At 47.7% G+C, this 15075-nt stretch carries 11 protein-coding genes and 1 pseudogene; all 12 read left to right on the top strand.

Annotated elements, in window-relative coordinates:
- Positions 1 to 94: 94 nt before the first annotated feature.
- On the top strand, positions 95 to 421 hold the full coding sequence (locus DW965_RS21615; protein ID WP_330421203.1) for a hypothetical protein: 327 nt from the start codon (positions 95 to 97) through the stop codon (positions 419 to 421).
- Positions 361 to 1974, top strand: a complete 1614-nt coding sequence (locus tag DW965_RS13890) for a DUF5696 domain-containing protein (protein WP_330421202.1) — start codon at positions 361 to 363, stop codon at positions 1972 to 1974. Before DW965_RS21615 ends, DW965_RS13890 begins: the two co-directional genes overlap by 61 nt.
- A 195-nt stretch (positions 1975 to 2169) precedes the next feature.
- Entirely contained in the window at positions 2170 to 3747 is a 1578-nt protein-coding gene (locus DW965_RS13885) for a pyruvate formate lyase family protein (RefSeq protein ID WP_330421201.1), read from the top strand.
- Positions 3726 to 4420, top strand: a pseudogene (locus DW965_RS22625) (glycine radical domain-containing protein). The gene DW965_RS13885 and the pseudogene DW965_RS22625 overlap by 22 nt, the downstream one beginning before the upstream one ends.
- 246 nt (positions 4421 to 4666) lie before the next feature.
- Entirely contained in the window at positions 4667 to 5221 is a 555-nt protein-coding gene (locus DW965_RS22620; RefSeq protein ID WP_243036640.1) for an FAD:protein FMN transferase, read from the top strand.
- Entirely contained in the window at positions 5200 to 5829 is a 630-nt protein-coding gene (locus DW965_RS22615; RefSeq protein WP_442857830.1) for an FAD:protein FMN transferase, read from the top strand. Before DW965_RS22620 ends, DW965_RS22615 begins: the two co-directional genes overlap by 22 nt.
- A gap of 2 nt (positions 5830 to 5831) precedes the next feature.
- Complete coding sequence (locus DW965_RS13875; protein ID WP_119198485.1) at positions 5832 to 7895, top strand: FMN-binding protein; 2064 nt, start codon at positions 5832 to 5834, stop codon at positions 7893 to 7895.
- A 12-nt stretch (positions 7896 to 7907) separates the two neighbouring features.
- The gene (locus tag DW965_RS13870; RefSeq protein WP_055228158.1) at positions 7908 to 8396 is read left to right on the top strand and encodes an FMN-binding protein; all 489 of its coding nucleotides are present in this window, start codon (positions 7908 to 7910) and stop codon (positions 8394 to 8396) included.
- 1 nt (position 8397) lies between these two features.
- Positions 8398 to 9270: a 4Fe-4S binding protein gene (locus DW965_RS13865; RefSeq protein WP_117761496.1), complete on the top strand. Its 873-nt coding sequence runs from the start codon at positions 8398 to 8400 to the stop codon at positions 9268 to 9270.
- Between the two features lie 20 nt (positions 9271 to 9290).
- Complete coding sequence (locus DW965_RS13860) at positions 9291 to 9674, top strand: NusG domain II-containing protein (RefSeq protein ID WP_055266101.1); 384 nt, start codon at positions 9291 to 9293, stop codon at positions 9672 to 9674.
- 30 nt (positions 9675 to 9704) lie between these two features.
- Positions 9705 to 10229 carry a Gx transporter family protein gene (locus tag DW965_RS13855; protein ID WP_117508942.1) on the top strand — a complete coding sequence of 175 codons (525 nt, stop codon included), beginning with the start codon at positions 9705 to 9707 and terminating at the stop codon, positions 10227 to 10229.
- 307 nt (positions 10230 to 10536) lie between these two features.
- Positions 10537 to 15075 (top strand): penicillin-binding Tp47 domain C-containing protein (locus DW965_RS13850; protein ID WP_199681658.1); only part of this gene is annotated, 4539 nt, incomplete at its 3' end.

The following is a 15075-nucleotide window of genomic DNA, read 5'->3' as shown; positions in this document are numbered from 1 at the left end:
AAATCCGGAACCGTGCAGAGAAAGGCGGACGGGTTCTCTGCGCCTTTCTGGTGTTTGGAACGCATATGATAAAGAAAAAGGGGAATATCACACGATGAAAAAAATAGAAAGCGGATCGCTTGCTGTGATGCTCGATGAAGAGACGCTGGGACTTAGGATCGAAAAAGACGGCGTTGTCTGGAATACGGATCCGAAAAAGACACCGGAACTGATTTTTGCAGAGGGAACATACCGTTTCCTGGATGCAGAGGAGATTTCCCATGAGGTCTATTCCTTCGGCGTCGGATGCGGCATCCGGAGCGTTATGCGGGATTTGCGGGAACACCGTATGCCTTCGAGACGATTATCTGGATCGAAGCTGTGGATGAAACATTTTGGATGGAGTGGATTCCGCTCTGCGAGGAGGGACTGCATCCGGTAAAGGTGCTGTGGCCGACGGCAATGGAGTTTACAAACGGGCGCGATGACTGGTATACACTCCTTACCGAGGGACAGGGACTTCTGATTCCGAATACCTGGAAGACGGAACTTGGAAAGCTTTCGTTTGACGGCAGATTTGAGACCTCCGGCGGCTATATGCCGTGGTTTGGCCAGGTGAAGGAAAGATGCGGCTATACAGCGATCTGTACAACACCGTGGAACGCCGGTTATCAGGCAGAGCACCCGGCAGGCGGCCCGTATACCAGCGTGGGGGCATGGCTGGAGCCAAGCCTTGGAACAATGAATTACCGCCGCGTATTCCGTTATACGTTTTTAAATGACTGCGATTATAACGACCTCTGCAAAACATACCGTCAGTATGTACGGGAACAGGGCCATCTGCGCACTTTGAAAGAAAAGGCAGTACAGAATCCGTCCATTCACGATCTTGTGGGAACGTGTTTTGTTCATACGGGAATCAAGACGGTTGTGCAGCCGGAGTCCGGCTTTTTCGATCCGCAGAATCCGGAGAAAAATAACCGCGTAGTGCCGTTTTCCGTGCGCGAACAGCAGATCCGCGAAATTCATGATCTCGGCGTAGAGAAAGTCTATCTTCATCTGGACGGCTGGGCAGAACCGGGGTATGACAACCAGCATCCGGACTACACACCGGCATGCCAAGCGGCCGGCGGATGGGAAGACATGAAATCGCTTGTCGATACGATGCATGATTTCGGCTACAAATTCGGTATTCACGACCAGTACCGCGATTATTACCATGCAGCGCCGAGCTACGATGAAAATTATGCCTGCCGCCTTCTGGACGGAACGATACCGGGACACAGTTACTGGGCGGGCGGACCGCAGAGCTATCTCTGTGCAACGCAGGCACCGTTCTATGTGAAACGGAATTTTGCCGAACTGAAGAAAAATGGAATCCGGCTTGACGGTGCATACCTCGATGTGTTTACGTGCAACGAGGGCGACGAGTGCGCAAATCCGGAGCATGTGATGACGAGAAGAGACTGCTATACGTACCGCGGAAACTGCTTCTCCTGGCTGCTCTCACAGGGGATTCTCTCAAGCTCCGAGGAGGTCAGCGACTGGGCCGTTCCGTATCTGGTGTTCTGCCATTATGCACCGTATGACTTTATGCTGCGCCCGTCAGAGACACCGAAAAAAGGAATCCCGGTGCCGCTCTTTAATCTTGTGTATCATGACTGCGTAATCGAGCCGTGGATGATGGACCGTGTTTCAAAAGACGAGGACTATATGCTGTATGCGCTTCTTGCAGGCGGTGCACCGTATCTTGTACGGGACGGCGCATATCCGAATACAGATGGTGCATTTGACGGGGAGAAAATCAGTCTGGAAGAGATGACAGAAAGATGCCGCGTTGTAACGGAGCTGCATGAAAAAACGGCACTCCTGGAACTGGTACGCCACGAGTGTATGACGGCGGACGGAAGCGTACAGAAGAGTGAATTTTCCGATGGAACATATGTTATTTGTGACTTTGCAGAGCAGATATATGAAATCGGATACGGGGCATAAAAAAAAGCGCCACATGTAGATTTTGTTCTTATAAAAATACAAGATTTTGTGGTTTTTCCTTGTATTTTTTCAAGTGCATATCTTGCGCTGAAAGCAGAGATTTGTTATATTATCCATGCGGAGGTGTTCATGCCCGGTGCAAAGAAGATGCCGGCGCGTGACGAAACAAAATAACACCAGAAAGGAACAAAGCAAATGAGAGAATTTGAACAGTGGGATGGCTTTACCGGAAGACTCTGGAAAGAAGGCATCGACGTACGTGACTTTATTCAGAACAACTATACTCCATATGACGGAGATGAGAAATTCCTGGAGGGACCAACAGAGGCTACAGACCGTCTGTGGGGCAAATTACAGGAACTCCAGAAAGAAGAGCGTGCAAAAGGCGGCGTTCTGGATATGGAGACAGACGTTGTAAGCGGAATCACAGCTTACGGCGCAGCATATATCGATGACAGCATGAAAGATCTGGAGCAGGTAGTTGGTCTTCAGACAGACAAACCGCTGAAACGTGCATTTATGCCGTATGGTGGAATTAAAATGGCTGAGCAGTCCTGCGAGACTTACGGCTACAAACCAAGCGAGAAGCTTCATGAAATTTTCACTAAATATCACAAAACACATAACCAGGGTGTATTCGACATCTACACACCAGAGATGATGAAAGCCCGTCACAATAAAATTCTGACCGGTCTGCCGGATACCTATGGCCGTGGCCGTATCGTAGGCGACTATCGTCGTGTTGCTCTGTACGGTATTGATTACCTGATCGAGCGCAAAAAAGCAGATTTCGCTGCAACCAACCGTCAGGGAATGCGTCGTGGTGACTTCCAGTTAAGAGAAGAGATCGCAGATCAGGTAAAAGCACTTCAGGAAATGAAAGTTATGGCACAGTCTTATGGCTACGACATTTCCCAGCCGGCTAAAAATGCAAAAGAGGCTGTTCAGTGGCTGTACTTTGGATATCTTGCAGCAATCAAGACCCAGAATGGTGCTGCAATGAGCGTTGGCCGTGTATCTACTTTCCTCGACATCTACATCGAAAGAGATATCGAAAAAGGTATCCTGACCGAGAAAGAAGCTCAGGAGCTGATCGACCATCTGGTAATGAAATGCCGTATGGTTAAATTTGCAAGAATTCCGTCTTACAATCAGCTGTTCTCCGGTGACCCGGTATGGGCTACTCTGGAAGTTGCCGGTATGGGAATCGACGGACGTTCTATCGTTACAAAGAACGATTTCCGTTTCCTGCATACACTGGAAAACATGGGACCGTCCCCAGAGCCGAACCTTACTGTTCTGTACTCTGAGAATCTTCCGGAAGCTTTCAAGAAATATGCAGCTCATATTTCTGTACAGACAAGCTCTATCCAGTATGAGAACGATGATGTAATGCGTCCGGTATGGGGCGATGATTACTCCATCTGCTGCTGTGTATCTGCTACCGAGACCGGTAAGGAGATCCAGTTCTTCGGCGCTCGTGCAAACCTTGCAAAATGCCTTCTGTACGCTATCAACGGCGGTAAAGACGAGAAGACAAAACAGCAGGTTGCTCCGGAATATCAGCCGATCACCAGCGAGTATCTGGACTATGATGAGGTTATGAAGAAATACGACGTTATGATGGACTGGCTGGCTCATCTGTACGTTGGAACTCTGAACATGATCCATTACATGCATGATAAATATTACTATGAAGCAGCAGAGATGGCTCTGATCGATACCGATGTAAGACGTACCTCGCTACCGGTATTGCAGGATTCTCTCACGTAGTAGACTCCTTAAGCGCAATCAAATATGCAAAAGTTAAAGTAATCCGTGACGAAGAAGGCATGGCAGTTGACTTCGAGACAACCGGCGACTTCCCAAGATACGGTAATGACGATGACAGAGCAGATGAGATCGCTGTATGGCTGCTCCGCACCTTCATGGACAAACTGAAATACTGCCATACCTATCGTGATTCTGAGCCGACTACCTCTATCCTTACCATTACTTCCAACGTTGTATATGGTAAAGCAACTGGTTCTCTGCCGGATGGAAGAAAAGCTGGTGAGCCTCTGTCTCCAGGAGCTAACCCGTCTTACGGCGCAGAGAAGAGCGGACTTCTTGCTTCCCTGAACTCTGTAGCAAAACTGCCGTATGAGGATGCTCTGGACGGAATCTCCAACACCCAGACCATTAACCGGGTGCACTTGGACATAACGACGAAGAGCGTACCGAGAACCTGGTACACGTTCTGGACGGATACTTCGAGCAGGGTGCACATCACCTGAACGTAAACGTATTCGGAACCGAAAAACTGATCGACGCAATGGAGCACCCGGAGAAACCGGAGTATGCAAACTTCACAATCCGTGTATCCGGCTATGCAGTTAAATTCATCGACCTGACAAAAGAGCAGCAGATGGACGTAATTGCACGTACCTGCCACGATCATATGTAATTTCTGAAAATGTTATTTCTAAAGCCCCCGCGGCCGCAGCAATGCGGCTGTGGGGGCTTTTTGTATATCGGTGCTTGAATTCCAGTAAAATCCACTTGATTTAGAGTACATAAAATGAGAAAATTTATCAGATGCAGAACGCTAATTGAAAAACTTTTATCAAGTAATTCATAGCGTAAGTTACGAGTTAATGTTATAATACCAAAGTTAGAATTTCCTAACATAAGAAAAAATGGAGTTTTATTTATGAAAAAGAAAATTGTTGCAGCATTTTGTCTTGCCATGGTGATGACGGTCGGCGGATGTTCCGGTGCGGGGACAGCAGCGCAGCCGGAGAGCAGTGAAAGTCAGACACAGCCGGCGTCTGTTTCGGAGTCTTCGAGCAGTTCTGACGCTTCGGAAGAGAATTCCACGCAGAAATCCGCATCATCCACAGCTTCTTCCGATGCCGCAGATGCATCGAGCAGCCGAGACATTTTTGCGATGGATACGTACATGACGGTCACTGCCTATGGTCCGAATGCAGAAACGGCGGTGGATCAGGCGCAGCAGGAGATTGAGCGGCTGGATGCACTTCTGTCGACCGGAGAGGAGACGAGTGAAGTAGCGCAGATCAATGCAAACGGCGGCGGAACCTTATCGGAGGATACCACCTATCTGCTGGAACGCTCGCTGGATCTGTATGACAGCACAAACGGCGTTTTCGACATCGCAATTTATCCGATCATGGACGCCTGGGGTTTTACAACCGGAAATTATACGATCCTTCGGATGAGACGATCGAAAGCCTCCTTCCGCTGACCGATGCCAATGATATCCTTTACGACAAGGACAGCGCATCCATCAGCTTTGCCAAGGACGGCATGAAAATTGACTTCGGCGGAATCGCAAAGGGCTATACCTCCGGCAGAATCGCCGATATTTACCGGGAATGCGGTGTGACGAGCGGGCTCATCAACCTCGGCGGAAACGTTCAGGTTGTCGGCACGAAAACGGACGGCAGTAAATGGCGCGTTGCCGTGCAGAGTCCGGAGGCAGAGGATGATTATCTCGGCATTCTCTCGACGGCCAACCGGGCGGTTATTACTTCTGGCGGCTATGAGCGGTATTTCGAACAGGACGGCATGAAATATCATCACATCATCGATCCATCGACCGGTCATCCGGCAAATAACGGTCTGGTGTCGGTGACGATCGTAAGTGCTGACGGAACACTGGCGGATGGCCTTTCTACTTCTCTTTTCATCATGGGGAAGGACAAGGCGGCCGAATACTGGCGTGCACACAGCGATGAATTTGACACCATTCTGGAGGATGAGGACGGCGTTCTGTATGTAACCGAAGGAATTGCTGACGATTTCACATCCGATCACGAGACAAACATTATCAAGAAAGACGGTGATACATAACCATGGGAAAATGGAAAAAACTGACAGCATTTGCACCGGCTCTCGCGGCAGTTATCGTAGCAGCCTGTGCCGGTATTTCGCTGAACGGCTACTCTGCACCGGTTTACGCCGTAGAGCAGCCGGAGGCACTGGTGACACCGGAGCCGGAACAGGATACCGATGCAGCGGAAAAGAAAGATGATACAAAAAAGAAGGACGATACCAAAAAGACAACCGATACCGAAGCAGAACTTGTCGCAGCCGTCGGTTCCGGCAGCTTTGAGCTGGCGGACGGAACGTACGAAGGAAGCGGAACAGGTTTTGGCGGTACGATTACAGTCTCTGTCGTATTGAAAGACAAAACGATTCAGTCGATCTCGATTGTAAGCGCTCCCGGCGAGGACGCAGCTTTCCTGAATCGTGCGAAGGGAGTTATCGACCGTATCATCGCATCCCAGAGTGTGGATGTGGACACGGTTTCCGGTGCAACTTTCAGTTCAAAAGGTATCCTTGCAGCCGTGAAAAATGCACTGACCGGTCAGGAGGACACTTCAGAACCGGCATCCGCATCAGGAGCGGCAGGCGGCGGAGCCTCTGCCGGCGGAACCGTTACAGTATCTAAAATCGAAGAACCGGCTGCCTACCGGGATGGAACGTATTACGGAACCGGAACAGGATTTGGCGGCACAATGAAAGTCTGCGTTGTTGTCAGCGGCGGAAAAATTGCTTCGATTGATATTGTGGAAAACAGCGATACGCCAAGCTACCTTTCCAGTGCTTCCTCTCTGATTTCGACGATTATCTCAACACAGAGTACGAATGTGGATACGGTCTCCGGCGCGACATACAGCTCCCGCGGTATTATTGAAGCTGTGCGGAGTGCCTTAAGTCAGGCGGCAGTGAACGGGTCTTCCAGTACAAACGGAGGAAGCCAGAGCAATACAAACAACGGAAACAACAGCCAGAATAATAATCAGAACAATAACAATTCGTCTGCATCCAAGGGAAGTTTCCCTTATCAGGACGGAATTTATTACGGCACGGCCGCCGGTTTCCAGGGAGACATCAAAGTGGCGGTAGCCCTGCAGGATCAGACGATCAAAGCGGTACTGATTCTGGAAAACGAAGATGACGAGACATTCTTCAACCGTGCCAAAGTCGTAGCGGACCGCATCGTAGACGGACAGAAAACCGATGTGGATCTCGTATCCGGCGCAACGTACAGCTCCCGCGGCATCCAGAACGCAGTAAAACAGGCGCTGGAAAATGCGAAGAAGGCAACAAACGGCGAGACCGTTCCGGATAACGGAACGAGCAGCGGCGGAACCACAACGATTCCGGAAGGAAAATTCCCATACGAGGAAGGCATTTACTACGGAACCGGCGAGGGCTATCTGGGAGACATTACAACGGCAGTTGTCATTCAGGATGAGACGATCAAGGCAATTCTCGTGACCGAGAGTGAAGATGACGAAGCATTCTTAAAACGCGCAAAACAGACAGCAAAGGACGTTGTGAAAAACCAGACACTGGAAGTTGACACCGTTTCCGGCGCAACCTACAGCTCCAGGGGAATTCTTGCGGCAATCGAGGAAGCTTTAAAAGAGGCAGAACGCGTAACTGAGGAAAAGAAAAATCCAACCCCGACACCGACGGAAACACCAACCCCGACCGAAATCCCGGAGCCAACTGAGACGCCAACACCAACCCCGACGGAAACTCCGGAACAAAAGATCTATCAGGACGGAACAAAAGCTATTATCAGGACGGCGAAATACACAGCGATTGCCGTCTGCGAGCCGGATGAAGATGAAGATTTTACCGCTTATCAGCTTTCTGTGACGGTAACAATTGAAAACGATAAAATCGTAGCGTTAAGCAACATCACCGGTGACGGAGACAGTCAGAATGCCTCCTACATCCGCCGCGCATCCGAAGGAACCTCCAAAATCAAAGGCGTTTCCGCTCAGATTCTGGAAACCGGAACGCTTGAAAACATCGACACCGTTTCCCGTGCAACCTGCTCCTCAAAAGCCATTCTTGAGGCATGCCGGAATGCGCTGGATGCTGCGAAAGTAACGCAATAAAGGGGAAAACAGATGAGACAATTGATTGTTCGTTTTTTGAATGTCGCTGTCATTGCTGCTGTTCTGATCGGCTACAATACCGTACTCGATAAAAGAGACAAAGAGGATCAGATCGCGCGGCTCTCGGCAGAGCTTGAGACGACCCAGCTTCAGAAGGAAAATCTGCAGGCCGCAGCAGCTGCATCCAACACGGCGGATACGGCCGCAAGTGAAGCAGCAGAAGCAGAAGGGCAGTACGTGGACGGTACGTATGACGGTGAAGCTGACGGCTTCGGCGGCACCATTGCAGTTGAAGTAACCGTAGAGGGCGGCCAGATTACCGATCTTGCCATCACATCCGCCGACGGCGAGGACAGTGCGTATCTGTCAAACGCGGAGGCGATCATTCCAAAGATTATTGAGGCACAGTCCGCCGATGTTGATACGATCAGCGGAGCAACATTCAGCTCCACCGGTATCAGAAATGCGGCGCAGGAAGCAATAGAAAAGGCGGAGAAATAACATGAAAAATTTAGATCTATCCACATTACCGGCAAAGAAGAGAAAACAGATCGTTTCCTGCCTGCGTGCCGGAATCCAGCTTTTATATTTCCTGTTTCTTCCGTCAGTATTTACCGCTGCATTTAACGGAGTGAAATACATTTTTACGCAGCTTGGACAGGGTGAAAAAATTGAGATGACCGCGTTTGTGTCGGCTCTGCTCCTTGTCTGTGCATTTACGATTGTTTTCGGCAGATTTTTCTGCGGTTTTGCATGCGCTTTTGGAAGTCTGGGGGATGCAATGCACGCAATTTATGGTATAATCTGTAAGAAACGTAAAAAGAAGCCCAGATGCATCAAACCGGAACTGGCAAAAAAACTGGCGCTGGTCAAATACGGCATTCTGCTTCTGATTGCTCTTTGCTGCTTTGCAGGAGTTTATCAGAAAGCAAGAGGAACAAGCCCGTGGGATGTCTTTTCCATGCTGCATGCGGGAAATTTCCGACTTTCCTCTTATATTCCAGGCATTGTTCTTCTGGTGCTGATCCTGGTCGGCATGTTCTTTGAGGAGCGCTTTTTCTGCCGTTTCCTGTGCCCAATGGGAGCTGTCTTTTCTCTGCTTCCGATCCTGCCGTTCTTTACTCTGCACCGGAAACGCGAAAACTGCATCCGCGGCTGCAGCGCCTGCACGAGACAGTGCCCGTCAGCGGTGGAACTGCCATCCGATGGATACGTGGAGATCTCCGGCGACTGTTTCCAGTGCCAGAAATGTATTGATACGTGTCCGAAAGGTAATATCCGCTGCGGGGTAAAGGAATTTCACGGAAATGAAATCCTCTTTACGCTGTTCCGTGCTGTATTCCTGCTGACACTGCTGTTATGGGCTGGCATCTGATTCAGAATAAGGAAAACTATATGAAGAAAAAAGATCTGATTCTGGCAGGCGCCGTTCTGCTCCTGGCTGGAATCCTTGCCCTGGCGCTTCGGCTGCCGAAAACGGAAAATGGAAATACCATGAAAGTCACGGTGGACGGCGAAGTCTACGGAACGTATTCACTCGCAGAAAATCAGACCGTGAAAATTCAGACGGGTCACGGAACGAATGTCCTGGTGATCGAAAACGGAAGTGTCCATATGGAAGAAGCTGACTGCCCGGACGGCTACTGCAAAAGACAGGGTACGATTTCCCGGGTAAATGAGACGATCGTGTGCCTGCCGCATAAGCTGGTTGCGGAGGTAGAAAGTGACGGATCCACAACGGACGACGCCGACGATGCGCCGGATGTGATTGTAAAATAATACCAGCTTAGAAGAAAGGAATTGGAATTTATGAGAGACAGCCGCACTGCAAGCAGAAAAATTGCCTTATGCGCCATGCTGATGGCACTTGCCATGATCTTCAGTTATGTGGAGGTACTGATCCCGATCAACCTCGGTGTTCCTGGAATCAAACTCGGCATTGCCAATCTGGTTGTAGTCGTCGGCCTCTTTTTCCTTCCGGCAGGGGAAGTCCTGATGATTTCCGTCGCCCGCATTCTTCTGATGGGGTATCTGTTCGGAAATGGAATGTCCATCCTTTACAGCCTTGCCGGCGGGCTTTTGAGCTTTCTTGTGATGCTTCTGCTGAAACACATCAAGGGCTTTAGTATCACCGGCGTAAGTATTGCAGGAGGCGTGACGCACAATGTCGCGCAGATCTGCGTGGCGGCTCTCGTGGTGCAGAACCGCAAACTGTTCTATTATCTGCCGGCGCTTCTCGTGGCCGGAGTCATCACCGGAATGCTGATCGGAATCCTTTCGGACCGCATTCTTTCTGCGGTAAAACGCGAGGGACGAAAGAGTTCTTCGCGGTGAAAACTCCATAAGTTCTTCGCGGTGAAAACTCCATATCTACGGAATTTTTTCTGTGTGGGAACGAAAATCATCCCACAAACTTCACAGTATCGGATCATTAAATAGTAAAAATACTCAATAAGCAGAATCTGTGCCTCTTTTGAGAAAAAATAATCAGTTAAGAGTTAGACAAAACGATCAAAAATTAGTAGAATAATCTACGGTTAGTTAAAACAATTATTGATTAGTGAAAACTAATATAATAATGAAGGACAGTTTTGCCCCTGTTTTTCCTGCAAAACTGTGGAAAAGGAAAAAGGAGGAAGTTATGATCAAAAGAAAAGAACTTCAGAAAAAATCATTAGCAGCCGTAATGGCAGCTTCCATGACCATGAGCCTGCTCCCGGGAACCGCACTGGCGGATGCTACAAGTGGCGTGCTGGCAGATGGCACTTATGAGTCTACGGCTCATGTTACCAGAACTGCAGAAGACGATGAGGATGAGAATGCATGGGATGAATATGACGTTAATGTCAAAATCACAGTTGCAGACGGTAAGTTTTCTGATATTGCAGTAACACCTGGTTCTGGATACAATACAGAAAATGCTACATATTTTAAAAAAGCAGCTACAAACAGCAAAGGCTTTAAAACCAAATTGCTTGGACAGGCAGCAACTATCGAAAATATTGAAGGATGGGATATCGTATCGGGTGCAACCAGAACGTCTAATGCAGTAAAAACTGCGGCTCTTGCAGCAACCCAAAAAGCAACCCCAACTCCAGCAGCAGTAGACACTGCAGCTCTTGAAAAAGCAATCGCATCTGCCGAAGCATTAAAAGAAGCTGATTACACTGCAGATTCCTGGAAAGCTGTTCAGACAGCACTTACCGCAGCAAAAGCTGCTCTTTCTGCAAAAGAGTCTCAGGCGGCTGTTGATACTGCAGCAAACACACTGAATACTGCAGTAAAAGCTCTTGTAAAAGCTCCGACTCCGACTGTAACTCCGACAGCTACACCTACCGCAACACCAACAGCTACTCCGACAGAAACACCTTCCGAGCAGGTATCCTATGTCCTGATGAACATTCCGTATGATAAATTTTACGCTGCAGATGTAAATAACTCTGTTCCGGTAGATGTATTTTCCTCTGCAACACTGAACAAAACAAGAACATCAAGCCTTGCCGGCGGCTCTTATCATTCCAATGCAGATGGAAGTGCGATTAACGGTATCACCTTCCCGGTAAAAGTAACAGGAGTGGATCTTTCTAAATTTAAGAAAGTTACAGATTCTGATTCTGTAAGTATTACAGTAACAAACCGTGGTCAGACATCTACACAGACATACACCGGAAAAGACGCCTTATTTGAAAACTCAGACTATGCATATTATGTATTAAGCGAAGCACCTTCTTACTACAAAGAAGCAACGGTAAATGCAGATGGCTCTCTTTCTTTTGGAAAAACAGTTGGAACTGCAATTGAACTGACCAATGTATCTCCGGAATTTATGACTGAATCAAAATATGGAGATTATCAGCTGGATCTCGACGGACTGGAGAACACGATTGATGTTGGAACCGATCAGATCTATGGTGTTATTGTCAGCACGAAAGAAGGCAATGACTATGGTATGCGTCATGTGGAAAATATCTGGCGCGGAACAGAGCTGGCATGGTCAACTGGATTTACAACGCAGGTACATGGCTGCCCGACTTCTTCTGCACATTACAAGAGCATGATGGGACAGCATATCAATAAGGTTACGTATTATACCAGCAAAGGAATCTACACGATTCCGGTGAATGATATTTTTGTTCCGACAAAATTTGAGGCAAGTGTATCCGTAGAAGACGCTTCTCTTTCCGCTGGAAAGACAACGATGACCGTAACTGGACTTCCGGCTGATTATGATGCAGAATATTCCGTAGATGGTCTGGATGGATTTGCAGTAGACGGAAATACCATTTCTTATTCCGCAAATGCGAAAAAAGGAAGGTATACTCTGACGATTCATGATAAAAAAGGTGTTTATGCAGATCTGACACAGAGCTTTACTCTGTATACAGATGCAATGCCGGCTGCTTACAACGAAAAAGGAAGTGCTCCGGCGCTTGTAAAAGCAGAGAATGCATCAGAAGATGACTTTGCTGATTATATCAAGAACATCACTTCGGTAAAAGTAAATGGAAAAGAATATGCAGCAACTGGAAAACGGAAAACAATTCTGATCAAAGAAGACGGTACGCTTGATCTGACAGCTGCCGCTTTTGCAGAAGGAAATAAATTTGAAATCGAAGTAACTGCAACAGGTTACAAGACGCTTTCCTTTACTTATGAGAAGAAAGAAACAACATATAAATATGTATATGCAGGTCTTACCTGGGCTGAGTATTGGGCAGCAGAAGGAGTTCAGGCGGCAGGAAGCGACGCTGGTTCGGATGAAACTGACAGTCGCGAAGAAAGTGATAAAGGCGCTTTTGATGTTGTAACCCGTGCGACCACAAACCATGGACTGCACAGAGGAAGCTTCCAGTGCGCAGCGACTATCTACATGAAAGATGGCACAACCTATGATGTGGCATATTATACCGCAGCAACCACGGCAGTTCTGACCAACGGCGAGACCGTAACTTACGATAAGAGCCAGATTGATCATTATGAAGTAAAAGGTCTGAAATATGTGCCTGTAAAAGTTTCGGAAGATGATTACGAAGATTTCTGCAAAAAGTATGTTGTGGTAGAAAACGGCGGAACACTTTCCGGTGGATTTTCTGAAAATAAACTGCAGAGCTATACAGGCCTGGTTGCAGATGTAACAGAAAACACAAACGGTCTGAAGATAGCAGTGAAAAATGCAGATGGAAGCTTCTCCTTCTCTGCAAGAACAACAGGAAGTGAATCCGGAATCAAAGATCAGGCGCTGAAGACAGCTCCGGATGCTGAGACCGTAGGACTGACCGTGAAAGAAGCCAAAGGTTCTTATGGAGAATTCCTTCGCGTAGATTTAACGGGAAATTACGGCGATCTGGCTGCTAATCTGCAGACCGTAACCTGGACTTATTACGGTGATGATTCCACTTATACGAATGCAAAAGCAACGTATGGAACAAAATTCGCAGCAGATAACTGGATGCATAAAGTAATGGGAATTCAGCTTGGCCTTACCGATTCCCTGCGCTGCACTTTACCGGAGGGAACGGATGGAACCGGTTATTGGAAGATTACGATTCATGCACTTGGCTATGCAGATGCTTCCTACACTTTTGAAGCAACTAAAGCGAATATTGTAGGAGCTGATCCGGTAGAGAGCACAGCAGCACTGGAAGAGGCAATTGCAAAGGCAGATACACTGAATAAAGAGCTTTACACGGAAACTTCCTGGAATAATATGCAGACAGAACTGGCAGAAGCAAAAGAAGCATTGGAGAAAAAACAGAGCCAGGGAACCGTAGACGAAGCAACAGAGCATCTGAATGCAGCAATCGAAGCACTTCAGTCCCAGTATGTATTAATGAACATTCCGTATGCTGAGTTCTATCAGGCAGAGGTTCATAACGATATTCCAGTAGATGCATTTACTTCCGCAACCAAGAACAAAACAAGAACAGCCTCCCTTTCCGGCGGATCTTACCATGTGAATGCAGACGGAAGCGATATTACAGGTATCACCTTCCCAGTAAAAGTAACAGAGGGTATGGATCTGAGCAAATACACGAAAGTGACAGATGAGGATTCTGTAGAAATCACTGTTACCAACCGTGGACAGACATCCACCACAACGTATACCGGAAAAGATGCACTGTACGAAAATGCAAGCTATGCATATTACACCTTAAATGAAGTTCCATCTTATTACAAAGAGGCATCTGTAGATGCAGACGGAAATGTAACCTTTGGTGCTGTTCAGGGAGCTGAGGCAACAAAGCTGGAAAATGTAACAGCAGAGCTTTCTACTGAGACTAGATATGGTGATTATCAGCTTGATCTGGATGGTATTACTGATACAATCAAAGCAGGCGAAGATACCGTATACGGTGTTGTTGTCAGCACAAAAGAGGGCAACGATTACGGAATGCGTCATCTGGAGAATATCTGGAGAGTGTCTGAGTTGGCATGGAGCACTGGATTTACCACAAGCGTTCATAATTGCCCGACTTCTTCTGAACATTACAAGAGTATGATGGGACAGACAATCAACAAGATTACATACTACACCAGCAAGGGAATTTATGAAGTTGATGCAGATGTATATGTACCGGTTAAGTTTACAAACGAATTCTCTGTAGAGAATGCTTCCGTAACAGCTGGAAATACTTCTGTTAAACTGGAAGGCCTGCCGGATGATTACGATGCTGTCTATACAATAGAAGGTCTGGCGGGAACCGTGTCCGGTGATACTCTGTACTTCAAGAATGCAGAGAAAGGTTCTTATACATTGACTGTCAGCGATAAGAATGGTAAATATGCAGATCTTTCCGCAGACTTTATCCTTTACACGGAAGAGATGCCGGCAGCATTTAACGAAGATACGACAACACCGGGTCTGCTTAAGAACGGGGATGCAACAGATGAAGAGTTTGCAGATTATCTGAAGAACATTACCTCTGTTACTGTAAATGGAAAAGCATATGCAGCAAGCGGAAGAGGAGCTGTTGTACTGTTCAATGAGGATGGTTCCTTAAAGACAGATGCAGTACCGTTCGCAGAGGGCGATTCTTTTGAAATTACAGTTTCTTCACTGGGATATCAGGATCTTAGCTTCACCTGGAAGAAATCAGCAGAAGAGCCGACTCCTACTCCTACAGAGACCCCAACCGTAACCCCGACCGAGACTCCGACTGTTACCCCGACCGTAACCCCA

The sequence above is a fragment of the Blautia sp. AM47-4 genome (genome assembly GCF_003479865.1).
Taxonomy (GTDB): Bacteria; Bacillota; Clostridia; order Lachnospirales; family Lachnospiraceae; genus Fusicatenibacter; species Fusicatenibacter saccharivorans.
Note: the sequence above shows the minus strand (reverse complement) of the source record. Positions and strands in the feature narration are given on the sequence as shown.

What these genes read in the sequence shown, in the direction of transcription:
- DW965_RS13875 (WP_119198485.1), top strand. Translation starts at nt 5,832, where the DNA reads ATGGGAAAATGGAAAAAACTGACAGCATTTGCACCGGCTCTCGCGGCA.
- DW965_RS21615 (WP_330421203.1), top strand. Translation starts at nt 95, where the DNA reads ATGAAAAAAATAGAAAGCGGATCGCTTGCTGTGATGCTCGATGAAGAG.
- DW965_RS13855 (WP_117508942.1), top strand. Translation starts at nt 9,705, where the DNA reads ATGAGAGACAGCCGCACTGCAAGCAGAAAAATTGCCTTATGCGCCATG.
- DW965_RS22620 (WP_243036640.1), top strand. Translation starts at nt 4,667, where the DNA reads ATGAAAAAGAAAATTGTTGCAGCATTTTGTCTTGCCATGGTGATGACG.
- DW965_RS13870 (WP_055228158.1), top strand. Translation starts at nt 7,908, where the DNA reads ATGAGACAATTGATTGTTCGTTTTTTGAATGTCGCTGTCATTGCTGCT.
- DW965_RS13885 (WP_330421201.1), top strand. Translation starts at nt 2,170, where the DNA reads ATGAGAGAATTTGAACAGTGGGATGGCTTTACCGGAAGACTCTGGAAA.
- DW965_RS13860 (WP_055266101.1), top strand. Translation starts at nt 9,291, where the DNA reads ATGAAGAAAAAAGATCTGATTCTGGCAGGCGCCGTTCTGCTCCTGGCT.
- DW965_RS13865 (WP_117761496.1), top strand. Translation starts at nt 8,398, where the DNA reads ATGAAAAATTTAGATCTATCCACATTACCGGCAAAGAAGAGAAAACAG.